The organism is Luteitalea sp., assembly GCA_009377605.1.
GTDB lineage: Bacteria > Acidobacteriota > Vicinamibacteria > Vicinamibacterales > Vicinamibacteraceae > WHTT01.
The window spans coordinates 63,723-80,240 of the sequence record WHTT01000004.1 but is presented as its reverse complement, the minus strand read 5'-3'; the positions used below and the strand labels follow the sequence as shown (position 1 = coordinate 80,240).

General features: G+C 64.1%; 14 protein-coding genes. 7 read left to right on the top strand and 7 right to left on the bottom strand.

The features are described from left to right. Nucleotides 1-12: 12 nt before the first annotated feature. Complete coding sequence (locus GEV06_02385; protein ID MPZ16754.1) at nt 13-936, bottom strand: hypothetical protein; 924 nt, start codon at nt 934-936, stop codon at nt 13-15. A 116-nt stretch (nt 937-1,052) separates the two neighbouring features. Continuing rightward, nucleotides 1,053-2,267 (bottom strand): glycosyl transferase, encoded by a 1,215-nt coding sequence (locus tag GEV06_02380; GenBank protein MPZ16753.1) that lies wholly within the window; start codon nt 2,265-2,267, stop codon nt 1,053-1,055. Between the two features lie 126 nt (nt 2,268-2,393). Between GEV06_02380 and GEV06_02375 the strand changes: the two genes are divergently transcribed. Genes GEV06_02375 through GEV06_02360 form a run of 4 tightly spaced genes read left to right on the top strand, consistent with a single transcriptional unit; the run spans nt 2,394 to nt 7,288 of the window. After that, on the top strand, nt 2,394-3,527 hold the full coding sequence (locus GEV06_02375) for a hypothetical protein (GenBank protein ID MPZ16752.1): 1,134 nt from the start codon (nt 2,394-2,396) through the stop codon (nt 3,525-3,527). Further along, on the top strand, nt 3,527-5,128 hold the full coding sequence (locus GEV06_02370) for an FAD-containing oxidoreductase (GenBank protein ID MPZ16751.1): 1,602 nt from the start codon (nt 3,527-3,529) through the stop codon (nt 5,126-5,128). Before GEV06_02375 ends, GEV06_02370 begins: the two co-directional genes overlap by 1 nt. Next, nucleotides 5,125-6,594: a DUF2064 domain-containing protein gene (locus GEV06_02365; GenBank protein ID MPZ16750.1), complete on the top strand. Its 1,470-nt coding sequence runs from the start codon at nt 5,125-5,127 to the stop codon at nt 6,592-6,594. Before GEV06_02370 ends, GEV06_02365 begins: the two co-directional genes overlap by 4 nt. 4 nt (nt 6,595-6,598) lie before the next feature. Then, complete coding sequence (locus tag GEV06_02360; protein ID MPZ16749.1) at nt 6,599-7,288, top strand: hypothetical protein; 690 nt, start codon at nt 6,599-6,601, stop codon at nt 7,286-7,288. A 42-nt stretch (nt 7,289-7,330) separates the two neighbouring features. Here the strand turns inward: GEV06_02360 and GEV06_02355 are convergent, their stop codons facing one another. Together GEV06_02355 and GEV06_02350 are read right to left on the bottom strand one after the other, a co-directional pair. Continuing rightward, nucleotides 7,331-7,591, bottom strand: coding sequence for a hypothetical protein (locus GEV06_02355; protein ID MPZ16748.1), 261 nt, complete (start codon nt 7,589-7,591; stop codon nt 7,331-7,333). Next, the gene (locus GEV06_02350) at nt 7,584-8,393 is read right to left on the bottom strand and encodes an HAD-IB family phosphatase (GenBank protein ID MPZ16747.1); all 810 of its coding nucleotides are present in this window, start codon (nt 8,391-8,393) and stop codon (nt 7,584-7,586) included. Before GEV06_02350 ends, GEV06_02355 begins: the two co-directional genes overlap by 8 nt. A 373-nt stretch (nt 8,394-8,766) precedes the next feature. Between GEV06_02350 and GEV06_02345 the strand changes: the two genes are divergently transcribed. Then, a complete protein-coding gene (locus GEV06_02345; GenBank protein MPZ16746.1) occupies nt 8,767-11,499 on the top strand; it encodes a peptidase M14 in 2,733 nt (910 codons plus the stop codon). A 180-nt stretch (nt 11,500-11,679) separates the two neighbouring features. On the opposite strand, the gene GEV06_02340 is transcribed toward GEV06_02345, so the two are convergent. Both GEV06_02340 and GEV06_02335 read right to left on the bottom strand, forming a co-directional pair. Continuing rightward, nucleotides 11,680-12,597, bottom strand: a complete 918-nt coding sequence (locus GEV06_02340; GenBank protein ID MPZ16745.1) for an SGNH/GDSL hydrolase family protein — start codon at nt 12,595-12,597, stop codon at nt 11,680-11,682. Nucleotides 12,598-12,649: 52 nt separating this feature from the next. Continuing rightward, nucleotides 12,650-12,874 carry a hypothetical protein gene (locus GEV06_02335; GenBank protein ID MPZ16744.1) on the bottom strand — a complete coding sequence of 75 codons (225 nt, stop codon included), beginning with the start codon at nt 12,872-12,874 and terminating at the stop codon, nt 12,650-12,652. A 99-nt stretch (nt 12,875-12,973) separates the two neighbouring features. Here GEV06_02335 and GEV06_02330 point away from each other — a divergent pair, with 99 nt between their 5' ends. Continuing rightward, on the top strand, nt 12,974-13,339 hold the full coding sequence (locus tag GEV06_02330; protein MPZ16743.1) for a hypothetical protein: 366 nt from the start codon (nt 12,974-12,976) through the stop codon (nt 13,337-13,339). A gap of 184 nt (nt 13,340-13,523) precedes the next feature. Beyond that, the gene (locus GEV06_02325; protein ID MPZ16742.1) at nt 13,524-15,929 is read left to right on the top strand and encodes a TonB-dependent receptor; all 2,406 of its coding nucleotides are present in this window, start codon (nt 13,524-13,526) and stop codon (nt 15,927-15,929) included. On the opposite strand, the gene GEV06_02320 is transcribed toward GEV06_02325, so the two are convergent. Then, nucleotides 15,919-16,485 (bottom strand): cob(I)yrinic acid a,c-diamide adenosyltransferase, encoded by a 567-nt coding sequence (locus tag GEV06_02320; protein ID MPZ16741.1) that lies wholly within the window; start codon nt 16,483-16,485, stop codon nt 15,919-15,921. The two genes, GEV06_02325 and GEV06_02320, sit on opposite strands and share 11 nt — an antisense overlap. Between the last annotated feature and the right edge of the window lie 33 nt (nt 16,486-16,518).

The window sequence follows — 16,518 nt, the reverse complement described above, 5'->3', positions numbered from 1 at the left end:
ATAGTAGCGCCCTCAGCATTCGACTTTTGCCAGCAGCGCCTGCACGGCATGATTCCATCCTGCGGGTCCGGGAGTCGGCGCGACGGTCGCATGTGGCAATGCGCTCCTGAGCTCGGGATCCGGCCGCCCATTCGGGCGCGGGATGATGATGGGCTGGTCTACCAGCTGCAGCAGCGAGAGGTCGTTGGGAGAATCCCCGAGCGCGACGGAAAAAGGGGACAGGCCCCTTTTTGCCTGTGCTCGACCCGCAAAAAGGGGCCTGTCCCCTTTTTCCTCGTACCAGCGCAACACCAGAGCCGCGGCTCGCCCCTTGTCGACGTCCCCAGTCAGATGCAGAAACCGCCCACCGTGAGTCACGCGCAGGCCTCGTCCCTTGGCAGCCTGGTGGACGCACTTGACGGCGGCGTGATACCGCTCGGTCTCGGTGTCCAGCGGCTCACGCACGTCGGTCAGCACGAACGGCTCATCGAACTCGCGCTGGCGCGCGGGCGCAATCGCGTCGGCGCTCAGGCTGGTGAGTGTGGCAATCTCATCATCGGCCATCGCCGAGAACCCTCGCGCTCGGACGCCACACTCATCGGCGATTGCCAAGAGCGCCTCGCGGAGGGCGGCCACGGGTGTGCCCAGCGCCATCAGCCAACCCTCGGGGGTCGAGACGGCGTCTGGCCAGAGCTCCACCGCCGAATCGTGGGGCAGCAATACGCCGCCACCGTTCTCAATGATGAGCGGATTACGAAGGCCGCGGTCGTCGGTCAATCCCAGGGCGTACGCCAATGAGACCATCTCGGCGCGCGTCTTGCTGCTCGCCAACACGAGAGGAATCGACCCGCGTCGCACGGCGTCCAGCGCTGGCGCCGCAGCGTCCCACTGGTAGGTTGTCTCATCCAGCAGGGAGCCGTCGAGATCGCTGAAGATGATGATGTGAGACACGATCAACTGCTTGGTCCTTGGTCCTTGGTCCTTGGTCCTTGGTTCTCGGTCCTAGGTTCTTGGTGCGCCTTGGCAGCTTGGAGGATCGCACCAAGCACCAGGAACCAAGGACCAAGGACTCGTTAAGCGTTATCGGCGTCGACTGCTTCACGCAGCCGATCGAGGAAGTCCGGGATCGCCGACGCGATGCGGTTCCAGTTCGGGATGAGTGGCACGCCGAGCGGATCCCCCAGGAACTGCTCGGCCGCGATTTGCATGCCCTTGGCGAAGGTCTCGACGGCCGTTTCTTCTTCGTGACGATCGAACATGAGCCCGTTGATCGTCGCATCGTCGAGGAAGCGTTGAATCGTGTCCTCAGCGGTTCGGACGTATGCCGCCGAGAGGGTGCGGAAGGTGCCAGCCGATAGCGTGATGCCCTCACTTGCGAGCGTGCGAAAGATGGATTTGCTGATGTCGACGCTCATCTTCATCAAGCCCTTGCTCGGATCGTCTGGTGAGAGCTCGCGGTGCTTGTGATCGTAGTGATAGGCGAGCCCGACCTGGCATACACGCCGACTCGACGTATTTCTGTACACCTCGCCGAGCGTGCCCACCTCGAGGCCCCAGTCTGCCGGTACCCGTACCACGCGCGCGAGGTCTGACACGATGGCAATTTCGCCCGCGAGCACGTAGCGGAAGCTGTCGAGATACACGAGATACGGATGGTGTCCGATGATGCGAACCAGGCTGCGAACGAGCGGGGTCATCAGGAGCCGCGTCGCGCGCCCGTGCATCTTGCGATTGCTGATCCGCGGATAGAATCCCTTCGCGAAGTCGTACGCCATTGTCGGGTTCGTGACCGGATACACGAGGCGCGCCAGCATGGCGCGCTCGTAGGTCACGATGTCGGCGTCGTGCATGGCGATGACCTCGCAGTCGCCCTTTGCCAGTACGTAACCGGTGGACATCCAGCAGGAGCGTCCCTTTCCTTGCTGTCCGATCGGGAGCTCGTAGGCAATGAGCTGATCGTACAAGTCCTGGAGGCGAGGGCCGTCGTGCCAGACCACGGTCACCGGCGTCGTCAGCGTCGACAGGCGCTTGCGAGCCTCGTCGAATTGCGCACGCTCGGCACGATCGAGCGAGAGAATGATCCGCTTGAGGTACGGGACGTTCCGGAGCTCCTCGATAATCCGTGGGAGCGCTTCCCCTTCGAACTCCGAGTAGAGCGCCGGTACGATGAGCGCGATGGGCCGTTGGCGCGCGTGCCGCACGAGCTCTTGCTCGAGGCGGGCGAGGGCCCCTGCCTCCTGGAAGAGGTGAAACGTGGCGAGAACCCCTGTTTGGTAGAAGTCTCCCATAAGCGCCCGATCCTAGCACGCGGCGCTGTCAACGCTCCTGGGCGTTGATCTCAGCGATGACGGTCGAAGGGTCGAGGTTGTGAAGCTGAGGCTCGAGGCCCACCAAGCGCTGTCGATCGCTATACGATGGACGAGGAGGTGTGTCACGTGCGGAGTCCGCGCAGGGATCCAGTGTTCCAGCGAGCTGGCTCGCTAGCACCGATGGGGTGGTTGCTGTTCATCCTCTGTGGTTGCCTCATGGTGAGCAGCTGTGAGCGCGGCGGACAGGCGAGCGACTCGGAGTTCGAGATGCGTCCTGGCGCGCAGCAATTTCCCCTGGTCGGTCGCGTTGTGTCGGTCGCGCCATCGGCACGCAAGGTGACTGTTGCGCACGAAGAAATCGAAGGTGTGATGCAAGCCATGACGATGGAATTCGCGGTCAAGGAGCAGTGGGCGCTGCAGGCCATGGCACCAGGAGACCGCGTTGCGGCGACACTTGTCGTCGATGGCGAGCGCTCGTGGCTGCAACAGATCGTCGTGACGAGGAACAGCGCATCGGACAATTCGCGGGGCGGTGAGGCCGGCCATCTGCCGGGGGCGCCAGCGCCGGGCACGAGGGTACCTGCGCTGTCTCTCGTTGATCAGGACGAGCAGCCCGTTCGCGAGCGCGACTTCACGGGCCACGTGTCCGTCGTCACGTTCATCTACACGCGTTGTCCGCTCCCCGACTTTTGCCCGCTGATGATGCGACGCTTCACCGAGACGGCAACGCTGTTGCAGGCGCGACCGGGCGGGATGCCGAAGACGCAGTTCGTGCCGGTGACCGTTGACCCCGAATACGACACACCTGCGGTGTTGCGCAAGTACGCTGCGCGCCTCGTCGCGCGAGGCGACCGACGGAACCGCGTTTCGGTCCGCGGCAACGTGTCATGGCGCCTCTTGACTGGTGAACTGGAGAACGTTCGCCGGTTTGCGGGCTTCTTCGGTTTGGTCTACGAACAGCAGGGCAGCGAGATCATGCACGCGCTCCGGACGGCGGTCGTCGATCCGCAGGGGCGTGTGGTGACCGTACTGCGGGGCAATGAGTGGACGGCCGCCGACCTCCTCCGCCATATCGATGAAGCAGGCGATCGGTCCGCCTCACCGCCGCCGATGACGGAGCCAACCCGCGACGAAGGATCCCTCTGTGACCGTATTCTTGCGCCGGACCACGTAGAATGGTCCGAAGATGACCGCCGAGATGCAGCGATGAAATCGAATTGGACCGCAGAGGTGCCCTGATGCGCGGTGTGAGTGAGCGTCAGACTCTCGGCTACCGCGCGCCGGCCGACGGCGTCGGGACAGCCGTGGAACCGGCGTCGTTGGACTTCACGGAGTTCGGCCTGCTGCCTGCCGATCCGCACGATCGGCAGCTCGTCGACAACGTGCATCCGTCCGATTGGATCAATCCAACCCCTCGTCGGCGCTACAACCTCGTCGTCGTGGGTGCCGGCACGGCAGGTCTCGTGACGGCCGCCGGTGCATCCGCGCTCGGGGCACGCGTGGCGCTGGTCGAGCAACACTTGATGGGCGGTGACTGTCTCAACTACGGTTGCGTGCCCTCGAAAGCGCTCTTGCACGTGGCGCGTACAGCCCATGACGTCAAACGGGCGGCGCGACTCGGTGTCCGTTCGAGTGAGGATGTCCGTGTCGATTTCGCCGTGGCGATGGATCGACTGCGCCGGCTCCGAGCGCATCTCGCGCCACACGACTCCGCGCGACGTTTCAGTGACCTCGGGGTGGACGTGTACTTGGGCAAGGCCAGCTTCTGCGGCCGCAACGCTGTGATGGTGGGTGACCAGCGCCTGACCTTCTCGCGCGCAGTGATCGCGACCGGCGCGCGCGCGGCCGCGCTTCCGGTGACCGGGCTCACTGAGGTGGGATACCTGACCAACGAGACCCTCTTCGGTTTGACGACACTACCTCGTCGACTGCTCGTGATTGGCGCTGGACCAATCGGCTGCGAAATGGCACAGGCGTTTGCCTCTTTCGGTAGCCGCGTGACGATCATCAGTCTCGATCGGCAGCTCCTGCCGCGCGAGGATCCGGACGTAGCGGCGTTCCTCCACCGACGCTTCATTCAGGACGGCATCGCCCTGTGTCTGGGCGCCAGACTCACACGCGTCGCGCGCGGACCGAACGGGAAGCACGTGGGCTTCAACCGTGGTCAAGGTGAAGAAGGCGTGGAGGCCGACGAGATCCTCCTGGCGGTCGGGCGTGAGCCGAACGTCGCAGGCCTCGAGCTTGCCGCGGCCGGCGTAGAGCTCGCACAGGGAGGCGTCCGCGTCGATGATCGCCTGCGGACGACGAATCGGCGCATTTACGCGGCGGGCGACGTCTGCTCGGCGTGGAAGTTCACCCACGCCGCCGACGCAATGGCGCGTATCGTCCTTCAAAACGCGTTGTTCTTCGGGCGAAAGAAGGCGAGAGCGCTCGTGATTCCGTGGTGCACGTACACGGACCCTGAAGTGGCGCACGTCGGCTTGTCCGCGCAAGAGGCGGACGAGCAGGGCTTCGATGTGCGGACCTTTGATGTCGATCTCACGGACATCGATCGTGCCGTCCTCGACGAGGAAACCAATGGCTTTGCGCGGCTCCACACGGATCGGCATCGAGGGCGCATCCTCGGTGCCACGATCGTGGCAAGGCGCGCGGGCGACATGATTGGGGAGATCACACTTGCCATGACGGCGGGTCTGGGCGCTGCGACGCTCTCGCAGACGATTCATCCGTATCCCACGCAGTCGGAGGTGATTCGACGCCTGGGCGATGCCTACCGCCGCGCACGTCTGACGCCATCCGTTGGGCGTCTCTTGAAAGGGTATTTCCGCTGGTTGCGTTGACAACTTCCATTGTCATTCCAGCGTGGCGCGACGACCGCCAGCACCTCCACGGTGTGCTCGCTGATCTCGATAGCCCGAAGGACACCGAGATCATCGTAGCCGCGCCGGCTGATGAGACAGCTACGTACCAGTGGCTGCAGGACGAGTATCCCGAGGTTCGCGTGGTCTTCGCGCCGCGTGGGCGCGCGTCGCAGATGAACGCCGGCGCCGCCGTCGCTCATGGCGGCTGGCTGCTGTTTCTTCATGCCGACTCCCGCCTGTCGAACCGTTGGTACGCCGCCATTCGTGACGCCGACGGGCAGCCAGGCGTCGTCGGCGGATCCTATCGTCTCGCGCTCGACAGCAACGATTGGCGCGCGCGGCTGATTGAAGCAGGAGTGCGAGCGCGTGTTCGCCTCCTTGGCCTACCGTACGGCGATCAAGCGCTCTTCGTAAGACGCGATGTCTTCGACGCGCTCGGCGGCTACTGCGATTTGCCGCTGATGGAGGATGTCGATTTGGTCCGCCGACTCAGGCGCGTAGGCAAGCTCCTGCACCATGAGCTACCGGTGCGCACGTCAGCACGCGCGTGGGAACGTGACGGGTGGCTCGGCAGAAGCGCGGAGAACATGTGGTTGGCTGGGCTCTATTTCTGCGGTGTGTCGCCGGGCGTGCTGGCGCGCATCTATTTCCGCCGGCGGCCGCTTGTCGTTGGCATGATGGCACGTGCACCATGGGTCGGCGGCAAGACACGACTGACGCGAGATCTGGCACCCGCGGATCAGTTGGCTCTCCGGACGGCGCTCTTCCGCGACACACTGGAGATCATTCGCTCGATGGAGGCCGCTGACCGATACGTGCTGTGCGTGCCGCCCGAGGCCTGCCCACAACTGCGCGACCTCGTTGGTCCCGAGATCCAGGTGCTCGCACAGCGTGGCGGCGATCTGGGCCGGCGCCTGAGTGGCGCGTTCGAGGATCTCTTTCGTCTCGGTGCGAGGAGCGTGATCCTCGTTGGCTCCGATTTACCGAATCTGCCGGTCCGTTTCCTCGCTGCGGCGGCCAAGGCATTGGAACAGCGGAGGGATCGCGTTGTGCTCGGACCAGCGGCTGACGGAGGGTACTACCTCGTTGGGCTCAGAGTGCCCCATCCGGAGCTGTTCTCGAGCATCGACTGGGGGACATCTCACGTCCTGGGCCAAACGCTCTCGCTCGCACGACAGCACGGTGTCGACGCGCATCTGCTCGAGCCATGGTATGACGTCGATGAATGGAAAGATCTCGAACGACTTCGCGCCGAAGGCGACAGAGCTGCTCCGTTGACCCACGTTTGGCTTGACTCCTTCCGCGCGACGATGGCATCGTCGTCTCGTAGGAGCCAACCACGTGGATCCGGAGACGGTACCAAAGGCGCTCAGGGCTCATCTGGGCCCGGAAGCGACAAGTGGACTGCTCGCGCTTCTCGATACGACGCGCCGGGAGTGGACTGACGACGTGATCACAATTGCTGCGGATCGATTCGAGCGGCGATTGGTGGAAGAAATAACAAGCGTGCGTCTCGAGATCGGACGTGAAGGGGCAGCGCTCCGAACCGAGATGGCGCAGGGCTTCGCGACGGCACGCAAGGAGCTGAGCGCGGAAATTGTCGCGGTACGCAAGGATCTCGGATCCGAAATCGCCACGGCACGTCAAGAGCTAAGTGCTGAAATTGTGACGACACGCAAGGATCTCGGTTCAGAAATCACCACGGCACGCAAGGATCTCGGCGCTGAAATCGCCACGGTACGTCAAGAGCTAAGTGCTGAAATTGTGACGACACGCAAGGACCTGGGCGCAGAAATTGCCACCGTGCACAGACAGCTCAGTACCGAAATGACCCGGATGTACGGGTCACTTACGAGCGAGATGTCCCGCGTGCAGACAGGGCTCACGAACGAAATCACGCGGGTGCAAACGGGGCTGACGGCGGAGATCGCCCGCGTGCAGACAGGATTCACGAACGACATCACCCGCGTGCAGACCGGACTGACGGCGGAGATCGCCCGCGTGCATACGGGACTGACGAAGGAGATCGGCCGCGTGCACACGGGACTGATCAAGTGGGCGTTTGTCTTTTGGGTAGGGCAAGTCGCGGCCGTGACGGCGCTAGTGGCCCTCCTGCTCGGCGGGGGTGGCGCACGCTGAGCGTGCGCCACCCCCGCTCGAAACCGGCGCGACCGTCCTTCACTACGCCGCGCGCTCGTGCTCCGGGCGCTGCGGCGGCTCACTTCTGTCTCGCTCCCAGTAGCGGCCACTCAACAATGAAAAGAGCGCCGCTCCACCAACGAGCACGTTGGCGACGACGACGGGTGCGGCGTCGAGAAACAGGCCGTAGCCCACCCACAACACCGCGCCTCCCGCCTGAACGAGACGCATGCTCATCGGCGTGCGGCAGGCATACGACAAAACGAAGACGCCCGTGGCGAGCCATCCAATCCACTCAGACATGGGCGCTCTCCGACGCAACGTCCGGGCCGCTGTCTCGAATCGTCAGCCAGTCGGTTCGCACCTTGTCCCATTCCTGGATGAGGAAGCCGTGTGTCTCGAAGTGCACCCGAACGCGGGCCGTGTCCCACAGCAGGATGTCTTCGAGAATCGGCACGAGGGCGCTCAGCGCGTCATCGCTCATGATCGTGCGCTTCGCGATGGGCGTGATGTACTTGTTCTCCGAGACCGCGATGGTGAAGCCATCGCGACGGTTCACGTGTAGCATGACGTGGATGTCGGAGCTGCCATCGCCCACGTACACGACGCGGTCGGACGCGATGCGGAGACGCGACTGCAGGTCCATCAGGACGGCCACCTTGCCGTAGCCGGCCGGTATGCGCGCAATGGACTCGATCTCCCCGGTTCCCGCGTGGTAGTTGAAGCGTGCGCCGAAGATGCGGTCCGGCGGCACGAGGCCCTCCAGCGCCGACTTGATCACCTCTTCCGGTGCAGCAGAGATCACGAAGAAGTGAAACTGGTGACCCTCGATGCTCTCCACGAAGCGCGCCAGGAAGTCGATGTTGCGCTTCAAGCGGATGCGCTTACCGGTCTCGATCAGGTGCTCCCGCCGCACCCGACGAAATTCGGGATCGTGGAGCATGAGATACGCGAGCTCGGCGCCTTGCTGCACGAAGTTGATCTGGGCCAGTCCGCGAACGCGTGCCTCGAAATCAGGCACACCGAGCAATTGACTGAGGACGAGGCCAGAATCGTTGTGGCTGAGGGTTTGATCGAAATCACTGATCAATAAATAGTGCTTCATGATGCGTGTTGCTTATGAGTGCGATGCCAGTGGGTTGATGAACGTATAAGATGACGAACCCACCTCGCCTTCGTACTGAGCAATATGGATGCCATCGCGTCGCTTTCCAGCGACTAGGCGATATCGTGCAGGAAACCAGTCCAACACGCATACCGACGCGAAGCCCTCCGGTCATTTGTTCTGACCAGCACGTCGTTTTGCTGATGGCGAGCAACGAAATCGTCGCCTTCCAAGAACGGTCGAACCGGGTGATTCGGCCGCTTTGCCCACGATCAAGGGTAGCGCGGTGCGGCGACGTCCTGATGACGGGTCTCGGTCGATTTCATTGCAGAATAGAGGGGCCACTTTTCGTCGGACAGCGGCCCCCTTGCTCATGATGCAGTCGTTCATTCTTGCCGGCACATTGGCCCTTGCTGCTCAAGGGCAACCCTCCACACAGGCGCCGCCATTTGCTCCAGGCGTTCGCTACGATGAAAAGATCCCAACGCTCGAGCAGGTCGTTGGCCACGAGCCTGGCGCGGAAATCACGGCGCCAGATGAGATCGTGGCGTACCTGCAAGCGCTGCAGGAGGCAGCACCCGAGCGCACGCGCCTGATCGAGTATGCGCGCTCGTGGGAAGGCCGGCCACTCTACGTGCTCGCGGTCGGGTCGCCAGAACGGATGCAGCAGTTCGAGACGGTCAAAGAGCGCGTGCAGCAGCTCGCAAACCCGCGTCGCGCGACGCCGGGAGCGGAGGCGCAGCTCATTCGCACCCTGCCCGTGCTCGTGTGGCTCATGCACGGCGTGCACGGTGACGAGATCTCGTCTGGCGATGCCGCGTTGCTCGAGGCGTATCACCTGCTGGCCGCACAAGACGATCCAGACGTCGATCTGATCCGTCGCGAAGCGATTGTCTTCATCGATCCCATGCAGAACCCTGACGGCCGCGCTCGATTCCTGGCGACGACCATGGCGGGCCGCGCCCGGGAGCCGGATCCGGAGCCGCTCGCGGCCGAGCACGATCAGCCGTGGCCCGGGGGCCGCACCAACCATTACCTCTTCGACATGAATCGGGACTGGTTCGGCCAGTCCCAACCGGAGACCCGCGGCCGCACGCGGTTCTTTCTCACCTGGTTTCCACAGGTCGTCGTCGATCTGCACGAGATGGGCGGCAACTCGACCTACTACTTCGCACCGCCTGCGAATCCACTCAATCCACACATCTCGAAGGAGCAGGTGACGTGGTTCGAGACGTTTGGCAAGGCCAACGCCGCGCGATTCGACGAGCGCGGCTTCAGTTACTTCATTCGTGAGCAGTACGATTCTTTCTATCCGGGGTACGGCGAGTCGTGGCCAATCTTCCACGGCGCCGTGGGCATGACTTACGAGCAGGCCTCAGCCCGTGGGCTCGTGCTCCGGCGGACGGACGAGGCGCTGCTCACCTATCGCGACGGCGTGTTGCACCATTTCACCGCCGCCATCACGACGGCCGCCACCGCCGCGCGCAACCGCGCGGCGCTGCTGCGCGACTTTGCCTCCTACCGACGCACCGCCGTGGCCGAAGGTGAGGGCGGGCCGGTCCGGGCGTACGTCCTTGCGCCCGGCGGCGATCCATCACGGGCGCGACGACTTGCCCGCCTCCTGGTCGAGCAGGGCTTCGACGTCGGTGAGACACTGGCGCCAGTGACCCTCGGCACGCGCGAGCTACCGGCCGGCGCCTTCGTCGTGCCCGCCGCGCAGCCCGCGGCCCGGCTCCTGCGAAATCTCCTCGAGCTCGAGGTCGCACAGCCCGAAGACTTCGTCGAGGAGCAAGATCGCCGCCGCAAGAAGCGTCTTCCGGATCAGATCTACGACGTCACGGCGTGGAGCCTGCCGGCACTATTCGACGTCGAGCTGATCGAGTCGAGGCGGCCCATTTCCGTGGAGACCCGGGCGGTCGAGGGAAGGGCCGACGACGGGCCTCAGGCGCACGCGGCGCCATCGACCGAAGGCGCCGTTCCGGGCCAGCCTTCCAACGGGACGAGCGGTGCGCGCGCGCTCCCTGCGGCCCGTGTCGGATATTTGCTGCCTTGGGGATCGAGCACGGCCGGAGCCGTGATCGAAGCGCTCCGAGAGGGCCTCCGCGTGCGCTTCACGGGCCGGCCGTTTACGCTCGGCGACCGCCGTTACCCAATTGGTGCCGCGATCGTCCGTCGCGCCGAGAACCCTGACGATCTCCCGACACGACTTGCCGCAATCGTGGCTCGCCACGATGCGGAAGCGGTCCCAGCCGACAGCGCGTACGTCGAAGACGGCGCCTCACTCGGCAGCAACGAGGTGGTCGCGCTGAAGCGTCCACGCGTTCTCCTCGCGTGGGACAGGCCCACGCAGAGCCTGTCAGCCGGTGCGGCACGCTACGTGCTCGAGCAGCGCTTTGGCCAGGCGGCCACTGCCGTTCGCGTGTCATCCCTTGATCGCGTCGAGCTGTCGCGTTATGACGTGCTGATTCTGCCATCCGGCGACTACCGCACCGCCATCACCGACGAGACGCTGAAGAAGGTCAAATACTGGGTCTCTGCAGGCGGCACGCTGGTGACGCTCGGCGACGCCTCGCGCTGGGCGACGCGGAAGGCCGTCGGTCTGCTGGCCACCACGCCGGAGCTCAGGGATGGACGGCCCGCGACGGAACCAGTCGAAGACGAGAACGCCGGTGCCGCCAAGCAGGACGAGCAACGGAAGGCGCCGAGCCAGCCGATCAATCTCGACGAAGCAATCGAGCCCGAACGCGAACAACCCTTCGAGATACCAGGCACGCTCACGCGCGTCTTGCTCGACCAGGAGCACTGGCTCAGCGCGGGCACGGATGGCGAGATCCAGGCGATGGTCTCCGGCCGCCGGGTGTTTACGCCGCTGAAGTTGGACAAGGGACGAAACGTCGGGCTGTATGCCAAGCGCGATCAACTCGTCGTGAGTGGGTTGATGTGGCCAGAATCGCAGACACTCCTCGCCAACAAGGCTTATCTCATGCACCAACCCCTCGGTGAAGGCCATGTGGTGGGCTTTGCCGAAGAACCGAACTTTCGTGCATTTGCCGAGGCCACCGAGCTGCTGTTCATCAACGCCATCCTCCTCGGCCCGGCGTATTAAGCCTCGGCTAACAGGAAGGACACGAGGATCTCACCACGAAGGACACGAAGGACACGAAGAAAGAAGGACACGAAGAGAAATCAATTGGTTTTCTTCGTGATCTTCCTGTCTTCGTGCTCTTCGTGTCCTTCGTGGTGAAATTCTTCGTGTCCTTCGTGGTTGAGTGGGCCTTCGGAGCGATCACAACCGCGGGACGAGCTGCATATAGCTGCAGCTTGCCGGAGGTGTTGCGGTGGTCCCACTCGTGATCGCTGCGAGGTAGATCTCGGCGAAATACGCGTAGCCCGCGTCATTCGGGTGGAAGCCGTCGGACGAGTACAGCCCTGGGTCGTAGGACCTGGCGTCGCACATCGAATCCACGACCAGCACGCCACGACCGGACAACGGGTTGATGGCGCGCGTGGTGAGCCTGACCGAGATCTCCTGCATGATCTGACGATCCTCGGTTGGCCGGCTGGCCACGTAGGGGAGGGCCGCGAGGTTCGGAAGATTGGCAATGACGATGCGCGCCGTCGGAGCACGGTCGCGAATGCGTTCCAACACCGCAACGGCATCGCGTGCAAAGACATCGACCCAGCGATCGATGTAGGGGTGAAGCTCGCCGTCTGACCGGCCCGCCTCGATGGCCGCTGCAATCGTGTTCGTATCGTTGGCACCGGCGAAGATGGTGACCAGCGTGCTCCCCGGAAGTATGAATGGTGCCTCTCGCTCGAGGAAGTTCCCGAAGATCTGGCGACCGAGGTCGTCGCCGAGCCGCTCGATCTCCGGGCTGAGGACCGCACCGGGAAGGCCAAGGTTGACCAGCGTGACTTCCTCCTGAGTTGCACGCAAGTGTCGCTCGATGAGCTGGACGTAACCCATACCGTTGGGGCAGTTGGCGAAAGGCGCGCACACGCCGCTGCTGCCGGCGCCAATGGCGTCGCTGGCGCCCAAGGCGGAATAAACTGCTGTATTGGGTTCGGTGGGCGGAGTCGGCGCGGTCGGACCATCGTTATCGTCGCAGCCCGCGATTATGAGCAAGAGACAGGTGAGGAGGCAGATCGATAGAGCGTTACATTGCCTAGCCCCTTTGATCAGATGATGACGCCGCGGTGTCACGACTTACCCAAGCACCTTGCCACCCTGGCACGCGGTCGGTGTGTCACCCCGGTCACCGCGCCACCCCCCTCGCCCCTTCGGGGATCTTCACGCTCGCGGCTGGCCCGATCTCCGCGATACGGCCATCTCGAACGAGGATCGTCTGGCTGTTGGCGACATTCTCGTCCTCCATGCCGACGACATGAACACCAATCAAGGCGATCGGCGGCTGCTGTGCCATCAGCGGTGCGACTGCCCCGACACCCAGCGCGAGGGCTGTGAGCGTAAGCCTATGCATTGGAAGGCTCCTCCGAGCCTTCAGTCTAACAGAGCAGCCGGCACCCCGGACCTGGCGTCAGTTGCGGTCCATTCTGGCAAACCTGTTACGCTTCGACCGATGAGCATCTGGAGCCGGGCGCTACTGGGTCGTGGCGGCCAGATCGCGTTGATCCTGGCGTTGTTCCTGGTGGGCCCGGGTGGGCCGCTCACTCTGATCCATCCCGTCGGGCCTGTTGCGCCGTCGAGCGCCCGCGAGCTCGTCGTCTGCGACACGGCGCACCATACGCCTCCGACTGGGCATACGCCCACCGGTTGCGCAATCTGTCATGCGCTCTACGTTCTGCGCTGGCAGCCCACTGTCCGATCGTTCAACTTCGTAGTCGATTCCACACCGAAGCTGCTGTTCTGGTCTGGCGACGTACGGCCCGAGTACCACCGGCCCGACGCACCGGGACCCTCCCGCGCACCCCCTGTTCGGGGTTAAGAGCCCGCCACAGCGCGCCGCCTGATTCTCAACCGAGACACGACCCGAGATAGGTGTTGAGTCCTGGTCTACGTGCACCGGTGCACGTCAGGCTGCGCTTTGCGGCAGGTCTTTGCGTGGCCGTGGATCGTCGTGGACCACGGCCGTCGCGTTGCGGAGGGTGTCCGACCGACGCGTTCGGCGCATGCTGATCACGTCTGGTCGGCTGGACACCGTGGCATTGCGGGTTTTCTTTCTGCTTTTGAGGTGTGTGATGCGATTGGTTTCTTACAGGGCGCACGGCAGGCGCCTCGGTTGCCCGGACGGGCCTGCATGCAGTCGCGCGCAGAACTGGCGAGCGAGTGCGAGCCTTTGGATTGCGAGTGTGATGGCACTCGTCCTGTGCTCGATGACGGCCGTGACTGCGGCCCAGGTCGCGGGCATAGAAGTGCGCGGTCGAGTGACCGATGAAGGACAAGCCGTGCTGCCCGGAGTCACGGTGATCATCGAAGAGCTCAAGACGGTCGTGACGACTGGTGGGGATGGGACTTATGTGTTTGAAGGCGTGGCGCCGGGGACCTATCACGTGCGCGTCACGTTAGAGGGCTATCGACCTGAGCGTCAGGAGATCACGGTCGGCGAGCAGGGGTTGTCGCGGGACTTCACGTTACATGCCGACCTCCACTACTCCGAGGTCGTGTCGGTGAGCCCGGCGCCTCGGGACCCCTTCGAGTCGTTCCAGCCAACCTCTGTGCTGGCGGGTCAGGATCTGGCGCTCAAGATGGAAGGCTCGTTAGGCGCTCTGCTGAAGAACGAGCCGGGAGTGGCCGAGCGGTCGCTCGGCTCGGCGCCAGCGCGCCCCGTCATTCGTGGCATGGACGGCGACCGTGTGCTCGTGCTGCAAGACGGCGTGCGGACCGGAGATCTGTCGAGCCAGTCGGCCGATCACGGCGTTATGGTCAACCCGCTTGCCGCTGAGCGAGTGGAGGTCGTCCGCGGGCCGGCGACGCTGCTCTACGGCGCCAATGCCATCGGTGGCCTGGTCAACGTCATCACGAGCGAGATCCCAATGCAGCCGATGAGCGGTGTCGGCGGCGCCGCGCAGCTCGATCTCGCGTCGGCGGCCGGTGAAGCTGGTGGCGCGGCAGATATCACCGTGGGCGGCGGCCGGTGGGCGATGAACGCCGGCGGTAGCGGCCAGCGCAGCGGCGACATCGACACGCCGCTCGGCGACGTGGACAACTCGCAGTCGCGCGGCGGCATGGGACACGTCGGTCTCGGCTACACGGCTGACAATGGGTACGTCGGCGGCAGTTACGCGTACGACGATCGGCAATACGGTGTGCCCATGGTGGAGGAAGGGGAAACCGAGCTCACACCGCGCCAGCACGCCTTCACGCTGCGAGGCGAGCGCCGTGGTCTCTCTGGGTTCATCCGGTCTCTCCGCGGCTCGCTGGGGGTGACGCGTTACACGCACGACGAGCTCGACGCCGGAGAGGTTGCAACGACATTCGACAACGATGCGACCGACCTGCAGTTGCTTGCGAGCTACCGGCCGGTAGGGCGGCTCTCGGGAAGCTTCGGTGTCTCTGGCCTCGTGCGGTCGTTCTCGGTGGTCGGGGCGGAGGCGCTCGCGCCCCCGGTCGACCAGGGCGGATTTGGACTGTTCACGTATCAAGAGATCACTTGGCCGCACATCACGCTCCAGTTCGGGGCTCGCTACGACCGAGCGTCGTTCTCGCCGGCCGAGCTCCGCGCGCGTGACTTCGACAACGCATCGGCGTCCGGCGGTGTGCTGTTTCGCCCCACCGACGCGACCACCATCGCGGTGAGCTTCGCGCGCGCGGCCCGAAACCCTGCCCTGGAAGAGCTGTACTTTTTCGGCGCCCATCCCGGAAACTTCTCGTTCGAGATCGGCAACGACGATCTCGAGTCGGAGGTCGCCTACGGCCTGGATGTGGCCTTCCGTTGGCGGCTATCCCGCTTCTCGGGAGAGGTGAGCTATTTTCGGAACAGCGTCGACAACTACATCTTCCGGAACCCGATCAGCGAGGAAGAGTTCGAGGGTCGTTTTGGTGAGCTCGAAGAAGAAGAGGAGCACGAAGAGGGAGAGCACGAGGAGGAGGACGAGGGCGAGCACGGTCACGGCCACGAAGGGCTGCAGTTCATCGAGTTCGTGGGTCGCGATGCTCTCCTGCAAGGTGTCGAGGCCCACGCCGACCTTCATGTCACCGACGCGCTGGTGATCGAGGGCCTGCTCGACTACGTTCGCGGTGAGCTCCGGACGACCAACGATCCCTTGCCCCGGATGCCGCCGCTACGCGTTTCGGTCGGGGCGAAGTACCACTGGAACGCTCTCCAGGTGGGTGGGCGCCTGACGGGCCTCGCCGAGCAAGATCGCATCTTCGGCGAGGAGACGCCCACCGACAGTGCGACCCTTCTGGACCTGTTTGGCGCTTACTCGTTCATGACGCGCGGGGTCCTCAATACGATCACGCTCAGTTTCGACAACGTGACGGATGAGCTCTACCGCAATCACCTCTCCTATATCAAGGATCTGGTGGCGGAGCGTGGCCGCAACGTCAAGGTGGTATACAGCATCAGGTTCTAGTGCTATCCCACAACGGCTCTCGAACGTTCCGTTCGTGGTTCTCGTAGCGAGCCATGGCGAACAGCGCGTCGGAAAGCCGATTGAGGTACGGCAGGACGAGCCGCCCGATCGGCTCCGCGCGCGACAAGGCCACCACGTCGCGCTCCGCGCGCCGGCAGACGGTGCGCGCAAGGTGGAGCTGCGCTGCGCCAGGAGCGCCGCCGGGCAGAATGAAGTTCTCGAGCGGGCCGACGATCGCGGTGAGCTCGTCGATGAGGCGCTCGAGCGCTTCGATATGTCGCTGCTCGATCTGCGGGAGCGTCAGCCTCTGTTTGTCCTCCTCGACGAAGCACAGATCAGCACCGAGATTGAGTAGCTCATTCTGGATCGCCGGAAGGACTTCCGCGAGGTGTGGGGAGAGACCGATCGCGAGCGCCACGCCGATGGTGGAGCTCAGCTCGTCGATCGTGCCGTATGCCGCAACCCGCGCGGAGTCCTTACCGACCCGCTGCCCTCCGCCAAGGCCGGTCGCACCGTCATCGCCTTTTCGCGTGTAGAGTCGAGTCAGCCGCGGCATAACAACAGGCGTCAGGGATCAGCAGGCGTCAGA

Excerpts from the sequence above, each read along its gene's own strand:
- GEV06_02370 (MPZ16751.1), top strand. The coding sequence starts at position 3,527 with ATGCGCGGTGTGAGTGAGCGTCAGACTCTCGGCTACCGCGCGCCGGCC.
- GEV06_02355 (MPZ16748.1), bottom strand. The coding sequence starts at position 7,591 with ATGTCTGAGTGGATTGGATGGCTCGCCACGGGCGTCTTCGTTTTGTCG.
- GEV06_02375 (MPZ16752.1), top strand. The coding sequence starts at position 2,394 with ATGGACGAGGAGGTGTGTCACGTGCGGAGTCCGCGCAGGGATCCAGTG.
- GEV06_02335 (MPZ16744.1), bottom strand. The coding sequence starts at position 12,874 with ATGCATAGGCTTACGCTCACAGCCCTCGCGCTGGGTGTCGGGGCAGTC.
- GEV06_02330 (MPZ16743.1), top strand. The coding sequence starts at position 12,974 with ATGAGCATCTGGAGCCGGGCGCTACTGGGTCGTGGCGGCCAGATCGCG.
- GEV06_02320 (MPZ16741.1), bottom strand. The coding sequence starts at position 16,485 with ATGCCGCGGCTGACTCGACTCTACACGCGAAAAGGCGATGACGGTGCG.
- GEV06_02380 (MPZ16753.1), bottom strand. The coding sequence starts at position 2,267 with ATGGGAGACTTCTACCAAACAGGGGTTCTCGCCACGTTTCACCTCTTC.
- GEV06_02345 (MPZ16746.1), top strand. The coding sequence starts at position 8,767 with ATGATGCAGTCGTTCATTCTTGCCGGCACATTGGCCCTTGCTGCTCAA.
- GEV06_02325 (MPZ16742.1), top strand. The coding sequence starts at position 13,524 with ATGCTGATCACGTCTGGTCGGCTGGACACCGTGGCATTGCGGGTTTTC.
- GEV06_02350 (MPZ16747.1), bottom strand. The coding sequence starts at position 8,393 with ATGAAGCACTATTTATTGATCAGTGATTTCGATCAAACCCTCAGCCAC.